Here is a 21,710-nt window from a genome sequence, read left to right as displayed (position 1 = left end):
GATTGATTGATTGATTGATTGATTGATTGACATATTGTACCGTTCATTGAATAAAATAGAAGTTATCCCTAAAAAATAATAAACATTATATAGATTTATAGAACTTTTTACTAAACGTTGATTATACCTTCCTAAAATTATTATCTAATATCAGTTGTACTATCTCCGTTGTATCTTAGCAAGAAAAATTTAAAAATGCTTTTCTTGTTCCATTCGGATAGAAACCTAATCGCTTGTTTTTTCTACCAAACAAGCGTAAACTTACCAACAATTTTTAGTCGGGGTGCCGAAAGGCTGAGATGATACCCGTGAACCTGAAACAGTTAGCACTGACGTAGGAAACTAATATGCCAAAAAATCCATTTTCTTTTCATTCCATTTCTTATCCTTTCTTTTTTATTACGCATTCCCTTTAATCATTGAGGCGAGCAATGGTGCGTATTCAAGATTTGAGTCTTGCCTTTAATGGGCAAACGTTATTTGAGCATCTTAATTTAACCCTGTTGCCGAACGAATGGGTAAGCTTGTTGGGCAGTTCAGGCGTGGGAAAATCGACACTTTTGCGACTACTGGCGGACATTGAAACGCAAGGTGTGGTGCAGGGGAAAATCCTATTTGAACCGAAAATTCGTATTGCGTGGTTGCCTCAAAAAGAGACACTTTATCCGTGGTTGTCAATTGTCGATAACGTGCAGTTGCAAGCGGTCTTATTTGGGCGAAAATCTGCAAAAACCACTGAAAAAGCTAAAATGTTGCTTGAAAAAGTGGGAATGGCAGCACATTGGCACAAGCCTTGTTCGCAGCTTTCGGGCGGGCAAAAACAGCGGGTTGCCTTGGCACGCACCTTAATGCAAGAGGCGGATTTGATTTTGCTTGATGAGCCTTTTTCCGCTCTTGATGCCATCAGTCGCCATCAACTTCAAGATTTAGCCTTTGAACTGCTAGAAGATAAATCAGTGCTGCTCGTGACCCACGATCCGCAAGAGGCATTACGGCTAAGTCAGCGTATTTTTGTGTTGCGTTCGCCTGAATCTCATCAAACAGCATTATCGGCGGTGATTCTGCCCGAAGGTAACGCCCCTCGTGAGTTGCATCAAGCCAATTTATGGGCGTTGCAGCAACAATTATTGCAGGAATTAGGGGGCGAACAATGAAAATTCGCCTACTTAAACCGCTTTTAATTGTTGGCGTGTTGTTGATGATCTGGCAAATGGTCGCAACCTTGGGCAGCTTCCCACACTACATTTTTCCCTCACCGCAAGCTGTAAGGCAGCAGTTATTCACACACGCTGAACTGCTTTGGCAGCATACGCAAGTCACGTTGTTAGAAATCTGCTTAGGGCTGTTGTTAGGCTTTCTATTTGGGTTGATTTCGGCATTGTTGCTCTCATTTTCTCGTCAAATTTCTGCCGTCTTATTGCCGATTTTGGTCATTTCGCAAGCGATTCCCGTGTTTGCTATTGCGCCGTTGTTGGTGTTGTGGTTTGGCTATGGAATGGCATCCAAAATTGTGATGTCGGTGCTGATTATCTACTTCCCCGTCACGGCAGCTTGTTATGATGGACTACGCAACACCCCACAAGCGTGGCTCGATTTGGCGAAAACCTTTAACATTTCCCCCTTGCGTTTATTGCTTAAAGTACGATTACCTGCGGCTTTGCCTGCTTTTGCTTCGGGCTTGCGAATTGCGGTTTCGGTCGCCCCGATTGGTGCGGTGGTGGGCGAATGGGTAGGTTCGTCTGAAGGCTTGGGGTATTTGATGATTCACGCCAATGCCCGAATGCAAGTCGATTTAATGTTTGCCGCCTTACTGATTTTAGTGTCAATTTCACTCTGTTTATATTTCAGCATTGATTGGCTATTACACCGTTTTATTTGGTCTGTTTAACTTTTCATTAAAGGAGAAAAAATGAAGACAATCATCCGTTATTTTAGCTTTGTAATGGGGCTAATGCTCACGCTTCCTAGCTTTGCAAAAGAGAAAATCAGCGTAATGCTAGATTGGTATGTAAACCCCGATCATGCAGCCATCATTGTGGCTCAACAAAAAGGCTTTTTTGAAAAAAATAACTTGGAGGTTGAAATTACCGAACCTGCTGATCCTGCATTACCGCCGAAATTAGCGGCGGCAGAAAAAGTTGATTTAGCCGTGAGTTATCAGCCTCAGCTTTATCAACAAGTGGCAGAAGGCTTGCCTTTAGTGCGAGTGGGTTCACTGATTTCAAATCCATTAAATAGCGTAGTGGTACTAAAAAAGAGCAATTTGAAAAGCCTTGCTGATTTAAAAGGTAAAAAAGTGGGGTATTCTGTCAGCGGTTTTGAAGATGGATTACTTAATACAATGCTTCATTCTATTGGTTTAAGCAATAAAGATGTGGAATTAGTGAATGTAAATTGGTCGCTTTCGCCCTCCCTTTTAACTGGACAAGTGGATGCTGTGATTGGTGCATTTCGTAATTTTGAACTCAATCAGCTTGCTTTAGAAAATCAAGAAGGTATCGCATTCTTCCCTGAACAATATGGCGTGCCTGCTTATGATGAGTTGATTTTAGTTGCTAATAAAAACAGCGTAACAGATAAAAAAACATCGGCATTTTTGACCGCACTTGAACAAGCCACAAGCTATCTACAAGCTCACCCTAATGAAGCGTGGCAAGCCTTTGTCAGCTATAAACCGAATGAACTCAACACGCCATTAAACCAACTGGCGTGGAAAGACACTCTCCCTTTCTTAGCCAATAAACCTCGCCAATTAGACGCTAAACGTTATCAACAAATGGCAGAATTTATGCAACAAAAAGGCTTAATTCCAAAAGCCTTAGCGTTGAAAGAATATGCGGTAGAAATTGAATAAGGAAAAAAGATGATTGAACAACTCATTCAACAAGCTCAGCCTTATTGGCAACAATATATTGAACACGAATTTGTGCAACAGCTCGCAAAAGGTACGCTACCAAAAGCTTGTTTTCAGCATTATTTAAAGCAGGATTATCTCTATCTTTTTCATTACAGCCGAGCCTTTGCCTTAGGTGTATTCAAGGCAAAAAATTTCGCTGAAATGGAAACACCTCGTAAAACCTTAGAGATTCTTTGCCAAGAAATTCAACTACATTTAAATTATTGCCGTGAGTGGGGAATTAGTGAGCAAGAGATTTTTGCTACTCAAGAAAGTGCCGCTTGCATTGCTTATACTCGCTATTTGCTTGATTGCGGCATGACGGGCAGTTTGGCTGAGCTTTATGCAGCTGTAACCCCTTGTGCTTTGGGTTACGCTCAAGTTGCTCGTTACATTACTCAGCATTATCCTCGCTTACCGAACAATCCTTATCAAACGTGGATTGATACCTATGCGAGTGAGGAATTTCAACAAGCCGCCCAAGAAACCGTTGATTTTCTTACCGCACTTTGCAAACCACTAAACCCAAGCCAGCTTGCTGAGATTCAACAGATTTTCACCACCGCAACTAGAATGGAAATTGCGTTTTGGCAAATGGGGTTGGATTTTGCTTAGGCTTAGATTGGCGATTAGACGAATGACTTTATTTATCTCCAAACGGATAAATTTATTGCGATTTTCTACCTCCTCTTTGAGAAAAGAGGGGTAGAAAAATTATCTTATTCTAATCTTGCTATAAGCTAATGCTATAACAAAAAATGCGGCTTGCAGAAGAATAATACAAGCACCTGTTGAGGCATCAAAATGATAGCTCAAGATTACGCCAATTAGGCTTGATGTAATGGAACTGACAATAGCAATCCATAGCATTTTATCAAAAGATTTTGTTAGCGTAAGTGCAGTAATTCCTGGTGCAATTAACATTGCCACCACCAAAATAACGCCAACCACTTGCATCGTGCTTACAATAGTTAAAGCAAGCAGCATTAACAAACCATAATGTAAAATTTTAGGAGAAAGCCCTGCAACACGGGCGTGGTTTGGGTCAAAACAATAAAGCAAAAAGTCTTTACGTTTAAAGACAATCAGACAAAAAATTATTGCAGAAATGACCGCACTTTGAATCAGCTCTTGATGACTTACACCCAACACATTACCAAACAAAATATGGCTTAAATGCTGTTCTGTTTGAATTTTGGTAAACATAACCAAACCGATAGCAAACATTCCAGAAAATACAATGCCCATTGCGGTATCTTCTTTTATACGACTATTTTCTTTTAAATATCCCACACCAAGCGAGCAAAAAATGCCTGAAAAAAATGCGCCAATCGCTAAAGGGATTCCTGCCAAATAAGCAAGTACAATACCAGGTAATACAGCGTGAGAAATCGCATCACCCATTAATGACCAACCTTTCAAGACTAAATAACAAGAAAGCAACGCACAAATAATTGAAACAATCAATGCGGTCAATAAGGCATTTTGCATAAACTCAAATTGTAGCGGTTCTAAAAGCCAATCAAACATTTTCTACCGCCTTTTTATTACGAGTGAGTAAGCCATATTTTGGTGAAAACAAGAAGGCAGCCAAGAATAATAATGTTTGCAATGTCACAATCACACCGCCTGTGGCACCATCTAAATAATAGCTAATATAGACTCCAACAAAACTTGTCACCGCCCCTAAAATAATGGCGATGATTGACAAGGTTTTGAATTTATCCGTTAGTAAATATGCTGTCGCACCTGGGGTAATGACCATCGCAATGACTAAAATCGCGCCTACAGTTTGCAAGGCAGCTACCACACAAGCACTTAATAATGTGAAAAATAAGATTTTATAAAATAATGGGGAAAGACCGACTGTAATCGCTTGAGTTTCATCGAAAAAAATCAGCAGTAAATCCTTCCAAAATAATAAAAGTAATACTAAACAAACACCGATAATAATTGCCACTTGGTAAATATCTTCATCGGCAATGCCTAAAATATTACCTAAAATGATATTTTGCACATTTACTGCTGTTGGATTTAAAGAAATGATTAACAGACCTAATGCAAAAAAAGTACTGAAAATAAATCCGATAACAGCATCTTCTTTCAATTTAGAAATGGATTTAATCCAAAGAATGGAAAGTGCGGCTAAAATTCCGGCAAAAAATGCGCCAAGTGCGTAAGGCAAGGCAAAAGCATAGGCAATTGCAACACCAGGTACGACTGAATGGGAAAGCGCATCGCCAATTAGAGACCAACCTTTGAGCATTAAATATGAAGACAAAAACGCACAAATCCCACCAACTGCGGTACTCAAGATCATCGCCTTGAGCATATAATCATAGGAAAAAGGTTCGAGCAATAAATCTAACATTACCTAATCCCTCTTATTTTTAACCGCACTTTTATAAGGGTAATCTTCAAAATGACAATTTTGTGTTGTTGGCGCAGGTGGATCTTGCTTAGTTTCGCCATAGAATACAACGGCTTTTTCATCATCTGTTAAGACAGTAACAGAACGTTTATCTTCATCATTATGTAAATTTTCGCCCAATAATTTAATATGACGTAACACCCCACCAAATACAATTTCCAAATTATGTTGGTTAAAGGTGTCTTCTGTTTTTCCTGCGGCGATGACCGTGCGATTAATCATTACCACTTGATCACAAAAATCAGGAACAGAACCTAAGTTATGGGTTGAAACAAGAATAAGATGACCTTCTTCTCGAAGCTGTTGAAGAAGATCAATAATGGCATTTTCAGTTTTCACATCAACGCCAGTAAAAGGTTCATCCAATAAAATAATTGGGCTTTGTTGTGCTAAAGCGCGGGCTAAAAACACGCGTTTTTTCTGCCCGCCAGATAATTCACCAATTTGACGATGCGCGAGATGCTCAATATTCACTCGCTGCATCGCCTCTTGAACTTTTTGTTTATCAATCGCTTTGGGGATACGAAGAAAATTCATATACCCATAACGTCCCATCATCACGACATCATACACTGACACAGGAAATTGCCAGTCCACTTCTTCTGATTGTTGTACATAAGCAACCAAATTACGTTTCAGTGCTTGGGAAATTGGCAAATCACAAAGTTTAATTTCGCCTTGTTGTGGCTTTACAAGTCCCATTATGCTTTTAAATAATGTGGACTTACCACTTCCATTCACGCCAACCAACGCACAAATAGTTCCACTATTGAGTGAGAACGTCATATTGTGAATAGCAGTATGACCATTGTTGTAACGAACAGTTACATCATTAACCCAAATTGATGTCGAGAAAGAGTCCATTATTTTCCGAATCCTTTAACAATGGTTGATACAGTGACGTTAAGCAAATCAATATAAGTTGGCACTGGACCTTCTTTCGCAGAAAGTGAATCAACATACAATACGCCACCGTATTTTGCGCCACTTTCTTTCGCTACTTGTTGTGCAGGTTTCGCTGAAATTGTACTTTCACTAAACACAACTGGAATATTGTTTTTACGAACTAAATCAATCACTTTACGCACTTGTTGTGGTGAGCCTTGTTGTTCAGCATTGATTGGCCATAAATAACCTTCTTTTAAGTTGTAATCTTTCGCCAAATAACTGAAAGCCCCCTCACTTGTTACAAGCCAGCGTTGCTCTTCTGGAATTTGTGCTAATTTTGCACGAAGCGGTTCATCAAGTTGTTTAATTTTTTGAGCATAGTCAGCGGCATTTTTTTCATATACAGCTGCATTTTGTGGATCGTATTTCACTAACGCATTCTTAATATTTTCAATATAAATTAAAGCATTAGATGGCGACATCCAAGCGTGTGGATTAGGCGCATCTTTATACGGGCCTTCATAAATAGATAATGGTTGAATACCTTCTGTTACTACCACAGCAGGTTTATCTTTAACATTTTGGAAGAAACGCTCAAACCAACGTTCCAAATTTAAGCCGTTCCATAAAATTAAATCGGCAGATTGTGCTTTTACAATGTCTTTTGGCGTTGGTTCATATTCGTGAATTTCAGCACCTGGTTTGGTAATAGATTCCACTGTTGCTGCATTGCCTGCCACATTTTGCGCAATATCTTGAATCACGGTAAAAGTGGTTACGACTTTAAATTTTGCGTTAGCTTGCATTGCAAATAAACCAAGTGCAAGTGCGGTCATAATTTTGAATGAATTTCGCATAAGATGTCCTTATTTAAAAAAGATAGATTGAATGCCTGAATAATCGTTCAACAGCACAACAATTATTCATCGGAAATAATAGTACTACTTTTTATGTTGTTTTGGAATGGAAATAATTATCAAAATGATAGATTTATTTATAATTATTTCGTACAAAATGTATTGAATGTATGAAAAAAGAACAAAACATTTTGGTTAGTATTAAGTTCAGCAATAGTCTTAGCTGCTTGTGATGATAAACCTAAAATGACAGAACAAACCAAAACAACTGACCAAGAAAAAGTCACTGTAGAACAGCCTGCTCATCAGCTAAAAAACGCGAGATAAAACAAACTGTTATCTCGCGTTTTTATGTTTATGAACATTATTTTGATAATTTCTGAATTAGCGTATTAAATCCCACTTCATCATAGCCATCTTCATATTGGGCTTCTCCTGCTACATCACGAATTGTTCTTCCATTTAATGCCGTGCAGCCGAATTTTTCTAATTTGCTTTTAGTAAAACTAGAACGATACGCAGAGGAAGTGTTATTTAAACTAATTACGCCAATAGTTGCATTTTTGCATCGGTGTTTATTAATGAAAACGAGATTATAACCAGATTCTTGAATGTAGCCTGTTTTATTCACTGCCGCATCAAAGATTTCATCACGCACTAACTTATTAGTATTTTTAATATAAAGTTTGTGTTTCCCTGCTTGAATATAAGTTGCACTAAGATTAGATAAACGTTTAATGTCCGATTTATTTAATGAATATTTGGCGAGCTTAACTAAATCCATTGGGCTGGAAATATTATAGCTAGATAATCCTGAACTATCGTGAAAACGAGTAGAATACATACCAAGTTGATGGGCTTTTTCGTTCATTTTCTTAATAAATTGGCGACGACTTATTCCCGCTGCACGAGAAAGCGCGTGGGCGGCATAGTTATCAGAATGGACAAGCATTGCTTTCAATAATTCGTTACAAGAAATAGGAATATTTTTAGGTAATTTTGTTCCAGTACCTTTAATTCGATCCGTATCCTCTTTTGTGATTGCGATTCGACAATTAGGATTTTTATTATTCTCTAAAAATACATTAGCCGTCATTAATTTTGTTACAGAGGCAATAGGCTGAATACTATCAGACGCGTGGCTTTCCAACACTCGATTATGGGTAAAATCATACACAACATAAGACTGTGCCAGCGCAAAAGAAGGACACAAAGATAAAATAAATAAAGCTTTTTTAAACATTATTGGTCACCTTAAAAAATAGGCTGATATTTTACCGCACTTTTTCCGCTGTAATTGAAAATATTTGCGATCTAGATCGCAAAAAAGTGCGGTAAGATTTTCTATCGTTTTTCAATTCCGCTAGATTATGCGGTGACAAATCTGTACAATCGCCGTTCATTTTTTAATTGCGAATTTTTCATTGTGAGTTTTTGATAAAAACACCTGCACAACGCTATCGCCACAATGTGTAATAACGAGGCTAAAATGTCAGAATTATTGTCAGTGCAATCAGATGCACCCGCTAAAAAAATTAATCTAATGGATTTAACGCGCCAACAAATGCGCGAATTTTTTAAAGAACTCGGCGAAAAACCATTCCGAGCAGATCAGTTAGTTAAATGGATTTATCATTTTGGCGAAGATAATTTCGACAATATGACAAACATTAATAAAAAATTACGTGAAAAACTTAAGGCGGTTGCAGAAATTAAAGCCCCAGAAGTTGCCGTTGAGCAGCGTTCAGCCGATGGCACGATAAAATGGGCAATGCAAGTGGGCGAGCAGCAAGTTGAAACTGTGTATATTCCCGAAGCAGATCGTGCGACGCTTTGTGTATCTTCCCAAGTTGGCTGTGCCTTAGCTTGTACCTTCTGTTCAACCGCACAACAAGGATTTAATCGCAATTTAACGGTTTCAGAAATTATCGGTCAAGTATGGCGAGCCTCTAAAATTATTGGCAACTTTGGCGTAACTGGCGTTAGACCCATTACAAATGTGGTAATGATGGGAATGGGCGAACCCTTATTGAATGTTGCTAATGTTGTTCCTGCAATGGAAATTATGTTAGATGATTTTGCCTATGGTTTATCAAAACGTCGTGTAACCTTATCGACTTCTGGTGTTGTGCCAGCATTAGATAATTTGAGCAAAATGATCGATGTGGCTTTGGCTATTTCATTACATGCCCCAAACGATGAATTACGTGATGAAATTGTGCCAATCAACAAAAAATACAATATCAAAACATTGATTGACTCGGTAAATCGTTATTTGACAGTATCAAATGCAAATCACGGCAAAGTGACGATTGAATATGTGATGCTCGATCATGTAAATGATGGCGTAGAACACGCTCATCAACTTGCAGACGTATTAAAAAATACGCCTTGTAAAATTAATTTAATTCCGTGGAATCCGTTCCCAGAAGCACCTTATACAAAAAGCTCGAATACGCGCATCGATCGCTTCCAAAAAACCTTAATGGAATATGATTTTACCGTGATTATCCGTAAAACCCGTGGAGATGACATTGATGCAGCTTGCGGACAATTAGCGGGAGATGTTATCGATCGTACTAAACGTACCGCAATGAAACGCCAATTTGGACAAAATATTGGGGTGACAGAAGTTAATTAATATTCTAGGCATGTGAATTAATCAAGTTCACATGCCCTATGTTTTCATACAAATTAAAGCATATTAAGTATTTCTTCCTGCCCAGTTAAAAGGAGAAAAAATGAAAACAATAAGTAAACAACTAAGTGCGGTTATTTTTCCTTTTATTTTTTCTGCCTGCGTTTCACAATCTGCATCTAACTTAAATCATCAAGCTGCCGCTAAAGCTCGTGTGGAACTCGCTTTGAGCTATCTTCAGCAAAATAATCCTCAACTGGCTAAAATCAATTTAGACAAAGCACTTCAACACGATAAAAATTACTATCTCGTGCATTCAGCACTTGCACATTATTATCAACAACAAGGGGAAATAGAGAATGCACATCGTGAATATGAAATAGCCGTAAACCTTAATCATAAACAAGGCGATGTGCATAATAATTTTGGTACGTTTCTATGTAGTCAAAAGAAATTTGAACAAGCCCAGCAACAATTTGAATTAGCACTTAATTCGCCAAATTATTATCATCAAGCAGATACATTTGAAAATATCGTGCTTTGTGCTTATTCCGCGCAAAAAATGGATATTTATCAGCAAACTTTAGAAAAATTACGTCAAATCGATGGAAAACGTGCGGAAAAATTCAATAGTCTAAAATAAAGCATTGCCAAATCAAGTATTGGACTTTAAAATTTAGCCTCCATTTACCGCCTAATTATTTGATTAAATTTATGAATCCAACTACTGAGCAAGTGCTTTCCCCTGGTGAGATTTTTCGTCAAACACGCGAAGCCTTAAATCTTTCTCTTGAAGATGTCGCTAAAGAAATCACGCTACGCCCTTCTATATTAGAGCAACTTGAAAATAATGAATTTATTCAAAAATCTACCCCTGCAATCTTTGTAAAAGGTTATGTGCGTAGCTATGCAAAGTTCTTACGTTTGCCAGATTCTGTGTGGGAAAATATTGTTTTTGCTGAAACAGAAAAAAATGATTTAGGGAAAAATGCACGTTCAACCCGTGCCGTTAATCAATATTCCTCTCACAATCGTTGGATCGGGCGTTTAACCGCAATAGTATTCGTGATTGTAATTGGTATGACTGGGCTTTGGTGGTGGCAAAGTTATCAACAAAATACTCAAGAACGCGATGATTTAGTGCAAAGCTATGTTGCCTCTACCGAAAACAATCAGCCCGCCACCGCTCTTGTGACAACAGAAGAAAGCAATAAAACTGCACTAGAAACAGCAGCACCAGTCTCACAACCAGTAGAAATAACAAATAATCTGTTACCAAAAATAGCACAAGAAAATAGCGTTTCACAACCCAAAAACGATGAAAAATCAGTTTCAGACATTCAAAGTGCGGTCGAAAATCCAAGTATTTCTCCAACGTTACCTATAGCAAAAGGCGATTTAGTGATTGAAATACTAACAAATAGCAGTTGGATTAGTGTAAAAGATAACGCTCGCCACGTATTAGCACAAAAAGAATATAAACAAGGCGAAATATTAACCTTTAATGGCAATGAATTTTCATTAATTGTAGGTGCGCCAAGCAATGTGCGTATCACTTACAAAGGCGAGAATTATCCTCTCAAAGTGGATGGTCGCGTAGCAAAATTCAAGCTTTCACAACCTTAGGAAAAATAATGTCAGCTTTTCAGCCAACTATTAAGCGTCGTGAATCGACAAAAATATATGTGGGAAATGTACCAATTGGTGGAGATGCGCCGATTGCCGTGCAATCAATGACAAATACTCGCACCACTGATGTGGAAGCGACAGTTGCTCAAATTAAATCATTAGAACGTGTTGGTGCAGATATTGTTCGTGTATCTGTTCCAACAATGGATGCTGCGGAAGCATTTAAACAAATTAAACAACAAGTGAATATCCCGCTCGTAGCAGATATTCATTTCGACTATCGTATCGCGCTAAAAGTCGCAGAATATGGCGTAGATTGTTTACGTATCAATCCTGGCAACATTGGTCGTGAAGATCGCGTCCGTGCCGTTGTTGATTGTGCGCGAGACAAAAATATTCCGATTCGTATTGGCGTAAATGCAGGCTCTTTAGAAAAAGATTTGCAAGAAAAATATGGCGAACCAACGCCAGAAGCCTTGTTAGAATCCGCATTGCGTCATGTAGAAATTCTAGATCGTCTTAACTTCGATCAGTTTAAAGTGAGCGTAAAAGCCTCTGATGTATTTTTAGCGGTTGAATCTTATCGTTTACTAGCTAAAGCAATTAAACAGCCTTTACATTTAGGCATTACAGAAGCAGGTGGTGCACGCGCTGGCGCAGTAAAATCTGCGGTGGGTTTAGGAATGTTATTAGCTGAGGGCATTGGCGATACACTGCGCATCTCTTTGGCGGCAGATCCCATAGAGGAAATCAAAGTCGGTTTTGATATTTTGAAATCTTTACGGATTCGTTCAAGAGGAATTAACTTTATTGCTTGCCCAACCTGTTCTCGCCAAGAATTTGATGTAATCGGCACAGTAAATGCGCTAGAACAACGCCTTGAAGATATTATTACACCAATGGATGTATCTATTATCGGTTGTGTAGTGAATGGTCCTGGCGAGGCACTCATCTCCGATCTGGGCGTAACGGGCGGTAACAAAAAAAGCGGTTATTATCTTGACGGCGAACGCCAAAAAGAGCGTTTTGATAACGAAGATATAGTGAACCAATTAGAAGCAAAAATTCGTGCGAAAGTCGCACAACAAGATCCAAAAAACAGAATTATTTAAGGAAAGCTCGTGGCAAAAACAATTCAAGCAATTCGTGGTATGAACGATTGCGCCCCAACAGAATCTCCATTATGGCAATGGATTGAAGCACAAGTACGCAATGTATTAAATAGTTATGGCTATTCGGAAGTGCGTATGCCAATTGTAGAAAGTACGCCATTGTTTGCGCGTGCAATCGGCGAAGTAACTGATGTTGTCTCAAAAGAAATGTACACCTTTTGGGATAACGATGAACAATTAACCCTACGCCCTGAAGGCACAGCAGGTTGTGTGCGAGCAGCCATTGAACACGGTTGGATCTATAATAATGAACAACGCTTATGGTATATCGGGCCAATGTTCCGTCACGAACGTCCACAAAAAGGTCGTTACCGTCAATTCCATCAAGTAGGTGTTGAGGTATTCGGTATTGCAAATCCAGAAATCGATGCCGAATTAATCATACTTACCTATCGTTTATGGAAAGCATTAGGTATCGATCAACATGTTACACTTCAACTTAACTCAATTGGTTCTTTAGAAGCTCGAGCAAATTATCGCTCAGCTTTAGTTGGATTCTTAGAAAACCATCAAGATTTAATGAACGATGAAGAAAAAGAGCGTTTAGTAAGAAATCCGCTTCGTATTTTGGATACAAAAAATCCAGAATTACAAAAAGTATTAGATAACGCGCCTAAATTGCTTGATTATTTAGATGATGAAAGCCGTGAGCATTTTGAACAATTATGTTCATTATTAGATGCTGTTGGTATTCAATATGAAATTAATCCTAAACTCGTGCGCGGCTTAGATTATTACAACAAAACTGTATTTGAATGGGTAACCTCCGCTCTTGGTGCACAAGGTACCGTGTGTGGCGGCGGTCGTTATGACGGTTTAGTGGAACAACTTGGCGGACACGCAACGCCAAGCATCGGATTTGCGATGGGATTAGAGCGTTTAGTCTTGTTGGTACAAGAAGTTAATCCAAATGTTCCTGCGAAAAGTGCGGTGGATATTTATGTTGTTTATCAAGGCGAAGGCGCAATATTAGCCGCTTTTGAATTAGCGGAAAAAGTACGTTCAGAATTACCGCACTTAAATACTATGTTACACTGCTCTGGCGGTAATTTTAAAAAACAATTTAAACGTGCAGATAAATCTGGTGCAACATTGGCATTAGTTATCGGCGAAAGCGAAGTACAAAATAAACAAGTCGTTGTTAAACACTTACAAGGTGGCACAGATCAGCAAACCTTAGATTTAGTGAATATAATCGACTATCTTCAAACTCAATTTTAATTTAAAAGGGGAAAAACATGGCTTATTCCATTGAAGAAGAACAAGAGATTAACCAGTTAAAAGACTGGTGGAAAGAGAATGGCAAAACAATTATTGTCGCTTTTATCTTAGGTGTAGGTGGTATGTTTGGATGGCGTTATTGGCAAGCTCACCAAGCAGAACAAATTGCTCAAGCCTCTGCACAATACGATACTTTAATTAATTCTGTGCAACAAGACGAACAGGCTAAAAAAGCAAATATAGAACAATTTGTGCAAGCGAATAGCAAAACTGCATACGCTGTATTTGCTTTGTTAGATGAAGCGAAAAAAGCCACTGAAAAACAAGATTTTTCAGCAGCAGAAGTAAATTTAAACCAAGCATTAACCCAATCTCAAGATGAAGTATTAACATCTATTGTTGCATTACGTCTCAGTGCAGTACAATTTCAATTGGGTCAATTAGACAATGCTTTAACCACCTTAAACCAAGTGAAAGGCGAAAGTTTTAATGCTCGCAAAGCGATTTTAACTGGCGATATCCAAGTCGCTAAAGGAGATAAAGTTGCGGCGAAAAACAGCTTTGAGCAAGCACAACAAAGTGGTAGCCAATTAGAACAACAAATGGCAAAAATGAAATTAAACGATCTTTAAAAAATAATACCCGCATCGAAGTGCGGGTATTTTTTCAATCAAATTTCTGATTATTCAAATTCATCTAACCATTTTAATAAAATAGCCTCAAGAATTGATTCGTTTGATTTATTCGGATCGTCATCAAAATCTTCAAGTTCACAAATCCATTTATGTAAATCAGTAAAACGAACTGTTTTTGGATCTAAATCTGGATTACGATCGTAAAGTTCTTCTGCAATTAATTGGGTGTCTGTCCATTTCATTAGTGAGCCGCCTCATTTGCGTGATTAAGGTTATATTTTGGAATTTCTACCACAAGATCTTCATTTCCCACGACGCATTGACAAGATAAACGGCTATCCATTTCTAATCCCCAAGCCTTATCTAGCATATCTTCTTCTTGATCACTCGTTTCATTTAAAGAATCAAACCCCTCACGAACAATCACGTGGCAAGTTGTACAAGCACAAGAACCATCACAAGCGTGATGAATTTCTACTCCCGCATTGTGAGCAACTTCTAATAAGTTATCTCCTGTTGCAGCATCAACGACCATACCTTCAGGACAAAAATCTTCATTAGGTAAAAAAATCACTTTTGGCATAATACTTTCCTCAAAATTATTTAATATCTGACTGCAGTTTTACGGATTTTCAATGTCTGACAGATTTTTACCTGTCAAAGCTTTATTAATTGATGCATTCATTCGGCGAGCAGCAAATTCTTGGGTAGCAGTGTCTAAGGCTTTAATTCCTTGTGCAATTGCATCGCGATCTGAACCTTGTTTTACATCCATTAATTGTTTTAACACAGTTTCAATATGATGAAATTCATCTGTGCTAAGCAATTCAGCCCCATCTGCTTGTAGCGCAACAATCACGCTTTCAATAACACGATCTGCTTCCACACGCTGCTCTGCCAATTCACGTGCTTGTAAATCTTCTTGTGCATTATCAAAAGAAGATTTAATCATTGCGGTTACTTCTTCATCAGTTAAGCCATAAGATGGTTTAATTTGTATTGAAGCCTGTACTTTTGTCGATTTTTCCATCGCTGTAACGCTTAATAAACCATCTGCATCCACTTGATAAGTCACTCTAATATGAGCTGCCCCCGCCGCCATTGGTGGAATACCTCGTAGAGTAAAGCGTCCTAAAGAACGACAATCATCGACTAGCTCTCGTTCGCCTTGTAGCACATGAACAGTCATTGCCGTTTGCCCATCTTTAAAAGTAGTAAACTCTTGCGCACGAGCCACAGGAATTGTTGTATTACGTGGAATAATTTTTTCCACTAATCCACCCATCGTCTCAATGCCTAAGGAAAGCGGGACAACATCAAGTAATAACATATCAGAATCAGTTTTATTCCCGACTAAAATATCTGCTTGAATTGCAGCACCAAGTGCCACAACTTTATCAGGATCGATTGAGGTTAATGGTGTTTTACCAAAAAACTCTCCAACTTGTTCTCTTACATAAGGCACGCGAGTTGAACCACCAACCATTACTACGGCTTGCACTTCTTCGGATTCCACATTGGCATCTTTCAATGCCCGACGACAAGTTAGCAATGAACGTTTTACAAGCGGATAAATTAATTCATTGAATTGTTCCTGCGAAATCTCTACTGAAAAATCTTGCCAAGAAATAACCGCACTTTTTTCATTAGTCAAGGTAATTTTAGCTTGGTTGGCAAGGGTTATTAGCTCACGCTGTTGATTTGCTGTTTGTGGTTTTAGCTTAGTTTGTTCTATTATCCAATCTGCAATTAAATGATCAAAATCATCTCCACCTAATGCAGTGTCTCCCCCCGTTGCTAAAACTTCAAAGATACCTTTTGATAAGCGTAAAATTGAAATATCAAATGTGCCACCGCCTAAATCATAAACCGCAATAATGCCTTCTTGCCCACTATCCAATCCATAAGCAACTGCAGCTGCAGTAGGTTCATTCAATAAACGTAATACATTTAGCCCAGCTAAACGCGCAGCATCTTTAGTGCTTTGACGTTGAGCATCATCAAAATAAGCTGGAACCGTAATCACAACCCCAGAAAGCTCACCTCCAAGGCGTTGTTCTGCAATGTGATTTAAGCGCGATAAAATATCTGAAGACACTTCAATTGGACTTTTAGGCCCCTGTGCCGTAATAATTAAAGGTAATCCATTTTCACTCGCCACAAATTCATAAGGCAAACTAGAATAACGAGACTGAACATCAGAAAGGCTGCGACCAATTAAGCGTTTTACTGAAATCACCGTATTTTTTGGATCAAGTGAGGCTTGTTCAAAGGCTTCTAAACCAACTTTCTTCTCTTCAACGCCATAATGAACAACTGACGGCACAAGACTGCGTTCTTGTTCATCATTAAGAATCACGGATTGCCCACTACGCACGGATGCAACCAAAGAATTGGTTGTTCCCAAATCAATCCCAACGGCTAAACGATGTTGATGCGGTGCCGCAGCTTGTCCTGGTTCTGCAATTTGTAATAATGCCATATGCTATTTTTCTACTAGTTATGCGACGGAATACGCCAAATCAAATTTATTTTTTTCTGCAAAGTTTGCTTGGTAATGGGTTTCAATATTGACTTCCTGTTTTTGACGTTCATCAATTGCTATTTTTCTATCTTGGTTTAAATCAGGCGTAAATACAAAAACTTGGTTACCATCTAATTGTTTTACATCATCTTGCCAATTTTTCCAAAATAGCCCTTGATAAAAGGCTTCTACATCGCCATTCAATGCCCAAGCTAAAAATTCTGTGTAAGTAAAATTTAAATTATGCCAAGTAAGATCTTTTGATGAATAGTAATAAATTTTTCCAATATTATTGCCTAACGAACCACCATTTAACGCAAAATAACCACCAATCACATCATCTGCAACTAATAAATATTTTGGTTTTTCGCCTGACTCACTAAAAGATTTACTGAAATTCCAATCCATCAAGCCACGCGGTAATTGAAAACTTCCAGAACCTAAAATACGTAACCAACCATAATGAATTAAAATTCCACCTGTTTCATAGATTACTGCACCCATTGGCGAGGATGTTGGCATTTGCATAGTAAAAAGCTCACGCTCCGCACTGGATTGATCTTTTTTAATTACTTCACAATGATTGCGAGCGTTATCAATCCATTGGGAAAGGGTTATCCAAGCAGAATGTTCTGGGCTAGTGAGCTGTTCAAGAGTTTGCATAGTGTTATTTATTCACATCTCGTAGGGGCAAATTACATTTGCCTCTACATTTAATCTAATTCAAAAATTCGTTCTTCCACACGTTCAATTTCTTCAGAAAGTTTATGGGTAAAACGTAATTTATCACAGTATTGAGATGCTCTCGCCCATTGTTGAGATTTCAAACTCTCAAAAAGTGCGGTCAATAATGATTGAGTTTCTTGTTTAATTTCTTTCGCAAAAACATTTAATGCTCTTTCATCTTGCTGGCTTTCAACTTCTTCTAATTGTTCGCGCCATTGTAATTGTTGCATTAAAAACGCCACATCTTGCGTGCTTTTTTGTTCAAGATCTAACTGCTCACCAGTATTAAGAGCAATGATCGCTTCAGCTCGCAAAATTGGGTCTTTTAACGTTTTTAAGGCATCATTCACTTCGGTAGATTTTTGCATCGCAATACGTTGCTCTAAAGCACTACTTGAGACAAAATTATCTGGATGTAGGGCCTTTTGTAATTTTAAATAACGTGCATTTAGTACTTTTTCATCCAGCTGAAAATCAACTGGCAAATCAAAAATTTGAAAAGGATTGAACATCAGATTATTACCTTAAACGTGGAAACTTTCGCCACAACCACAAGATTCTTTTACATTTGGATTATTATATTTAAAGCCTTCATTTAGGCCTTCTTTTACATAATCCAGCTCAATGCCATTGAGATAAACGAGACTTTTTGGATCGACAATAATATTAACACCGTGCTGCTCAAAAACTTGATCCTCGGAATTTAAAACATCTACAAACTCAAGTACATAAGCTAAGCCAGAACAACCTGATGTTTTCACACCTAAACGTAATCCAATACCTTTACCACGATTATCCAAAAAGGCTTTCACTCGCTGCGCTGCTTTTTCTGTTAATGTAATACCCATCTATCCCCCAACACCGCTAAAAATGCGGTCAAAATTGACCGCACTTTTTCACATGATTAGCCTTGTTTTGCTTTATAATCAGCAATTGCTGCTTTAATTGCATCTTCTGCTAAAATAGAGCAATGCACTTTCACTGGCGGTAATTCTAATTCTTCAGCAATTTGGCTATTTTTAATTGCTCCAGCTTCTTCTAAAGATTTACCTTTTACCCACTCAGTAATTAATGAACTAGATGCAATCGCAGAACCACAGCCGTAAGTTTTGAATTTTGCATCTTCAATAATGCCATTATCATCTACTTTGATTTGTAGTTGCATAACATCACCACAAGCTGGCGCACCAACCATTCCAGTACCAACATTGCTATCTTTTTTATCCAATGATCCCACATTACGTGGATTTTCATAATGATCAATTACTTTTTCGCTATAAGCCATTTTAACTTTCCTTTTTTCAATTCTAGTGAATGCCATTGTCAGATAATGGCAACTAAATATTAGTGAGCTGACCACTCAATGGTATTTAAATCAATACCTTCTTTAAACATATCCCATAATGGCGATAATGCACGAAGTTTTTCTACCGCGCCCTTCATTAAATTAATTGTGTAATCAATTTCTTCTTCAGTAGTATAACGACCTAATGTGAAACGAATTGAACTGTGCGCCAATTCATCATTTAAGCCAAGTGCGCGCAATACATAAGATGGCTCTAAGCTAGCAGATGTACAAGCAGAACCAGAAGAGACAGCAATATCGCGCAACGCCATCATTAAGGATTCCCCCTCAACATAGTTAAAACTAATATTTAAATTGCTATCTAAACGATGTTCCATTGAACCATTTACATAAGTTTCTTCAATATCTTTTAAGCCATTATATAAACGATCACGAAGTGCTTTTAAGCGCGGCATTTCTGATGCCATTTCTTCTTTTGCAATTCGATATGCCTCTCCCATTCCTACGATTTGATGAACAGGTAATGTACCTGAACGCATACCACGTTCGTGACCACCACCATGAATAATCGCCTCTAAACGTACGCGAGGTTTACGACGAACATACAATGCGCCAACACCTTTTGGCCCATAAAGTTTATGGCTAGACATCGACATTAAATCAACAGCTAATTCTTCCAAATTAATTTCAACTTTACCAACACTTTGAGTTGCATCCACATGGAAAATTGTTTTATTTGCACGACAAAGTTCGCCAATAGCTTTAATATCTTGTAACACACCAATTTCATTATTAGCGTGCATAATTGAAGCTAGAATTGTATCTGGACGAAGCGCAGCTTTGAATTTTTCTAAATCAATTAAACCATCAGCTTCTGGAGACAAATAAGTGACTTCAAAACCTTCTCGTTCTAATTGACGGCAAGTATCTAACACTGCTTTATGTTCAGTTTTACAGGTAAGAATGTGTTTACCTTTAGTTTGATAGAAATGCGCCGCACCTTTAATAGCGAGGTTGTCAGATTCTGTCGCACCAGAAGTAAAGACAATTTCACGAGAATCTGCACCAATGAGATCAGCGATTTGATTACGCGCAATATCAACAGCTTCTTCTGCTTGCCAACCAAATTTATGTGAGCGAGAGGCTGGATTACCAAATGTGCCATCGATGGTTAGAAACGCCATCATTTTTTTCGCAACACGTTCATCGACTGGACAGGTCGCTGCGTAGTCTAAATAAATAGGTAATTTCATTTTCACTCCTAAATTATGCTAAATATAACCGCACTTTTTTATTAAAAAATATACTGCTTATCTTTTTTATTGATTAACTAATAAATTATTAAAATCACGATGAGATTGACGTTTTACATTACGCTTATTTACCAGCTCTGCTAACGTAATCTCATTTAAAAAACTTTCAATACGTAAACTTAAATCTTCCCAAAGTTTGTGAGTTAAACATTCCACACCATTTTTACAATTTTCACGCCCCAGACATTTCGTTACGTGAATATTTTCATTTACTGCCGCAATAATCATTCCTACAGAAATTTGTTCACTTGGTAGCCCTAACTGATAACCACCTCCTGGCCCGCGAACACTTTTGACTAAACCGTCTTTACGTAATTTAGCAAAAAGTTGCTCTAAATAAGATAAGGAAATATGTTGGCGTTCAGAAATATCCGCAAGGCTTACAGGCCCGCCATCTGCATTTAAAGCAATATCTAAAACGGCTGTAACTGCATAACGACCTTTCGATGTAAGTTTCATAAAGAATCCCTAAAAATTAATTGCGCAATACTTACATATCTGACTAATTTAGTCAATTATCCTCTTTTGTTAAATCAATTCGTTTTTCAACCGCACTTAGCATGCCATTTAAAATATTTAATTCGTTTTTCTCTAATTTTGCACGATAGTATAAACGCTTTAATTTACGCATAACTCCTTGATTTTGAATAAATCCAAGAGACTGATATATACGTTCTGTGTAGTCAAAAAAATAAGCTAACTGATCTGTTGTTGGATAGTTTTTCTCTATTAAAGAAAGTGAATTTTTCTTATTATTTTGAACTAAGAAAGCCATACGCAATTCATAACTTACCAGTTGCACAGCCATTGCTAAATTTAAAGAAGAATAATCAGGATTCGCTGGAATATTCAAGTGATAATGACATTTCAGCAGTTCTTCATTGGTTAATCCAATACGCTCACGACCAAACACAATAGCTATCTTGCCTTTATACGCTACAACTTTCTCCGCGCATTCTCGAGGCTCGATCAATGTATTTTGTAAATGACGTAAGCGAGCACTTGTTCCAATTACCAAAGAGCAATCATCGACGGCTTCATCAAAACTATCGACAACCCTAGCATTTTTTACAATATTTTCTGCGCCAGCTGAAAGGGCATAAGATTGTTCATCAACAGATTTAGGTGAAACAAGACAAAGCTGGGTCAATCCCATCGTTTTCATTGCTCTAGCCGCAGAACCAATATTACCACTGTGCGAAGTTTCAATTAAAACAATACGAATATTATCCAACATAATGATGCCCGACTAAAATTTAAGGGTATTCTACCACAATAACCGCTAAAAATAGTCAAGAATTTAAGCAAATTAAAGAAACTTAAAATATTAGAGATGAATAATAAAAATGGTGGGTTGTGAGAGACTCGAACTCTCGACTGACGGATTAAGAGTCCGCTACTCTACCAACTGAGCTAACAACCCAACTGGACAACTAAATCAGAGAGTGGTGGGTCGTGAAGGATTCGAACCTTC

25 protein-coding genes, 1 tRNA gene and 1 riboswitch are annotated in these 21,710 nt (G+C 38.0%); of the genes, 10 read left to right on the top strand and 16 right to left on the bottom strand.

The window, feature by feature from the left end; translation table 11 throughout:
* Positions 1–269: 269 nt before the first annotated feature.
* Positions 270–358, top strand: a riboswitch (TPP riboswitch).
* 73 nt (positions 359–431) lie between these two features.
* From HMPREF2813_RS02235 to tenA, 4 genes are read left to right on the top strand one after another with little or no spacing between them, the layout of a single operon-like run.
* Positions 432–1,154: an ABC transporter ATP-binding protein gene (locus HMPREF2813_RS02235; protein ID WP_015701589.1), complete on the top strand. Its 723-nt coding sequence runs from the start codon at positions 432–434 to the stop codon at positions 1,152–1,154.
* Positions 1,151–1,888: an ABC transporter permease gene (locus HMPREF2813_RS02230; protein WP_005693804.1), complete on the top strand. Its 738-nt coding sequence runs from the start codon at positions 1,151–1,153 to the stop codon at positions 1,886–1,888. The genes HMPREF2813_RS02235 and HMPREF2813_RS02230 overlap by 4 nt, the downstream gene beginning before the upstream one ends.
* A 21-nt stretch (positions 1,889–1,909) precedes the next feature.
* Entirely contained in the window at positions 1,910–2,854 is a 945-nt protein-coding gene (locus HMPREF2813_RS02225; protein WP_015701591.1) for an ABC transporter substrate-binding protein, read from the top strand.
* A gap of 9 nt (positions 2,855–2,863) precedes the next feature.
* On the top strand, positions 2,864–3,511 hold the full coding sequence (gene tenA, locus HMPREF2813_RS02220; protein ID WP_015701592.1) for a thiaminase II: 648 nt from the start codon (positions 2,864–2,866) through the stop codon (positions 3,509–3,511).
* A 99-nt stretch (positions 3,512–3,610) separates the two neighbouring features.
* Here tenA and HMPREF2813_RS02215 read toward each other — a convergent pair whose 3' ends face one another.
* The 5 genes from HMPREF2813_RS02215 to HMPREF2813_RS02195 form a co-directional block, all read right to left on the bottom strand.
* On the bottom strand, positions 3,611–4,426 hold the full coding sequence (locus HMPREF2813_RS02215) for a metal ABC transporter permease (RefSeq protein ID WP_048946906.1): 816 nt from the start codon (positions 4,424–4,426) through the stop codon (positions 3,611–3,613).
* Positions 4,419–5,267 carry a metal ABC transporter permease gene (locus HMPREF2813_RS02210; protein ID WP_032823935.1) on the bottom strand — a complete coding sequence of 283 codons (849 nt, stop codon included), beginning with the start codon at positions 5,265–5,267 and terminating at the stop codon, positions 4,419–4,421. Before HMPREF2813_RS02210 ends, HMPREF2813_RS02215 begins: the two co-directional genes overlap by 8 nt.
* A 3-nt stretch (positions 5,268–5,270) precedes the next feature.
* A complete protein-coding gene (locus tag HMPREF2813_RS02205) occupies positions 5,271–6,191 on the bottom strand; it encodes an ATP-binding cassette domain-containing protein (protein ID WP_040034370.1) in 921 nt (306 codons plus the stop codon).
* Positions 6,191–7,072 carry a metal ABC transporter substrate-binding protein gene (locus tag HMPREF2813_RS02200; RefSeq protein WP_048946907.1) on the bottom strand — a complete coding sequence of 294 codons (882 nt, stop codon included), beginning with the start codon at positions 7,070–7,072 and terminating at the stop codon, positions 6,191–6,193. Before HMPREF2813_RS02200 ends, HMPREF2813_RS02205 begins: the two co-directional genes overlap by 1 nt.
* Before the next feature lie 364 nt (positions 7,073–7,436).
* Positions 7,437–8,315: a D-alanyl-D-alanine carboxypeptidase family protein gene (locus tag HMPREF2813_RS02195; protein ID WP_005656360.1), complete on the bottom strand. Its 879-nt coding sequence runs from the start codon at positions 8,313–8,315 to the stop codon at positions 7,437–7,439.
* Positions 8,316–8,561: 246 nt separating this feature from the next.
* Here HMPREF2813_RS02195 and HMPREF2813_RS02190 point away from each other — a divergent pair, with 246 nt between their 5' ends.
* From HMPREF2813_RS02190 to HMPREF2813_RS02165, 6 genes are all read left to right on the top strand, one after another.
* The gene (locus tag HMPREF2813_RS02190; protein ID WP_048946908.1) at positions 8,562–9,713 is read left to right on the top strand and encodes a dual-specificity RNA methyltransferase RlmN; all 1,152 of its coding nucleotides are present in this window, start codon (positions 8,562–8,564) and stop codon (positions 9,711–9,713) included.
* Positions 9,714–9,813: 100 nt separating this feature from the next.
* A complete protein-coding gene (pilW, locus tag HMPREF2813_RS02185; protein ID WP_005654843.1) occupies positions 9,814–10,353 on the top strand; it encodes a type IV pilus biogenesis/stability protein PilW in 540 nt (179 codons plus the stop codon).
* A 71-nt stretch (positions 10,354–10,424) separates the two neighbouring features.
* Positions 10,425–11,336, top strand: a complete 912-nt coding sequence (locus tag HMPREF2813_RS02180) for a RodZ domain-containing protein (RefSeq protein WP_070646955.1) — start codon at positions 10,425–10,427, stop codon at positions 11,334–11,336.
* 8 nt (positions 11,337–11,344) lie between these two features.
* Entirely contained in the window at positions 11,345–12,451 is a 1,107-nt protein-coding gene (gene ispG, locus HMPREF2813_RS02175) for a flavodoxin-dependent (E)-4-hydroxy-3-methylbut-2-enyl-diphosphate synthase (RefSeq protein WP_014550444.1), read from the top strand.
* A gap of 9 nt (positions 12,452–12,460) precedes the next feature.
* Positions 12,461–13,732 carry a histidine--tRNA ligase gene (gene hisS, locus HMPREF2813_RS02170; protein WP_014550443.1) on the top strand — a complete coding sequence of 424 codons (1,272 nt, stop codon included), beginning with the start codon at positions 12,461–12,463 and terminating at the stop codon, positions 13,730–13,732.
* 17 nt (positions 13,733–13,749) lie between these two features.
* Positions 13,750–14,364 (top strand): YfgM family protein, encoded by a 615-nt coding sequence (locus HMPREF2813_RS02165; RefSeq protein ID WP_014550442.1) that lies wholly within the window; start codon positions 13,750–13,752, stop codon positions 14,362–14,364.
* A 50-nt stretch (positions 14,365–14,414) separates the two neighbouring features.
* On the opposite strand, the gene iscX is transcribed toward HMPREF2813_RS02165, so the two are convergent.
* The 11 genes from iscX to HMPREF2813_RS02110 form a co-directional block, all read right to left on the bottom strand.
* Positions 14,415–14,609 carry a Fe-S cluster assembly protein IscX gene (iscX, locus tag HMPREF2813_RS02160; protein ID WP_014550441.1) on the bottom strand — a complete coding sequence of 65 codons (195 nt, stop codon included), beginning with the start codon at positions 14,607–14,609 and terminating at the stop codon, positions 14,415–14,417.
* Entirely contained in the window at positions 14,609–14,950 is a 342-nt protein-coding gene (gene fdx / locus HMPREF2813_RS02155) for an ISC system 2Fe-2S type ferredoxin (protein ID WP_005656373.1), read from the bottom strand. The genes iscX and fdx overlap by 1 nt, the downstream gene beginning before the upstream one ends.
* A 39-nt stretch (positions 14,951–14,989) precedes the next feature.
* A complete protein-coding gene (hscA, locus tag HMPREF2813_RS02150; RefSeq protein WP_005686821.1) occupies positions 14,990–16,849 on the bottom strand; it encodes a Fe-S protein assembly chaperone HscA in 1,860 nt (619 codons plus the stop codon).
* An 18-nt stretch (positions 16,850–16,867) separates the two neighbouring features.
* Complete coding sequence (locus HMPREF2813_RS02145) at positions 16,868–17,554, bottom strand: DUF2625 domain-containing protein (protein WP_005686823.1); 687 nt, start codon at positions 17,552–17,554, stop codon at positions 16,868–16,870.
* 50 nt (positions 17,555–17,604) lie between these two features.
* Positions 17,605–18,129: a Fe-S protein assembly co-chaperone HscB gene (gene hscB, locus HMPREF2813_RS02140; protein ID WP_005662651.1), complete on the bottom strand. Its 525-nt coding sequence runs from the start codon at positions 18,127–18,129 to the stop codon at positions 17,605–17,607.
* Positions 18,130–18,141: 12 nt separating this feature from the next.
* Positions 18,142–18,465: an iron-sulfur cluster assembly protein IscA gene (gene iscA, locus HMPREF2813_RS02135; protein ID WP_005649164.1), complete on the bottom strand. Its 324-nt coding sequence runs from the start codon at positions 18,463–18,465 to the stop codon at positions 18,142–18,144.
* Between the two features lie 56 nt (positions 18,466–18,521).
* Positions 18,522–18,902 (bottom strand): Fe-S cluster assembly scaffold IscU, encoded by a 381-nt coding sequence (gene iscU, locus HMPREF2813_RS02130; RefSeq protein WP_005654861.1) that lies wholly within the window; start codon positions 18,900–18,902, stop codon positions 18,522–18,524.
* A 59-nt stretch (positions 18,903–18,961) separates the two neighbouring features.
* Positions 18,962–20,176 carry an IscS subfamily cysteine desulfurase gene (locus HMPREF2813_RS02125; RefSeq protein WP_005656383.1) on the bottom strand — a complete coding sequence of 405 codons (1,215 nt, stop codon included), beginning with the start codon at positions 20,174–20,176 and terminating at the stop codon, positions 18,962–18,964.
* Between the two features lie 66 nt (positions 20,177–20,242).
* Positions 20,243–20,695, bottom strand: a complete 453-nt coding sequence (iscR, locus tag HMPREF2813_RS02120; RefSeq protein ID WP_005662648.1) for a Fe-S cluster assembly transcriptional regulator IscR — start codon at positions 20,693–20,695, stop codon at positions 20,243–20,245.
* A 52-nt stretch (positions 20,696–20,747) separates the two neighbouring features.
* A complete protein-coding gene (gene trmJ, locus HMPREF2813_RS02115; RefSeq protein WP_015701604.1) occupies positions 20,748–21,473 on the bottom strand; it encodes a tRNA (cytosine(32)/uridine(32)-2'-O)-methyltransferase TrmJ in 726 nt (241 codons plus the stop codon).
* Between the two features lie 110 nt (positions 21,474–21,583).
* Positions 21,584–21,659: transfer RNA gene (locus tag HMPREF2813_RS02110), tRNA-Lys, on the bottom strand.
* Between the last annotated feature and the right edge of the window lie 51 nt (positions 21,660–21,710).

It is taken from the genome of Haemophilus sp. HMSC066A11 (assembly GCF_001811665.1).
Classification (GTDB): domain Bacteria; phylum Pseudomonadota; class Gammaproteobacteria; order Enterobacterales; family Pasteurellaceae; genus Haemophilus; species Haemophilus influenzae.
This window is presented reverse-complemented; position numbering and strand designations above follow the sequence as displayed.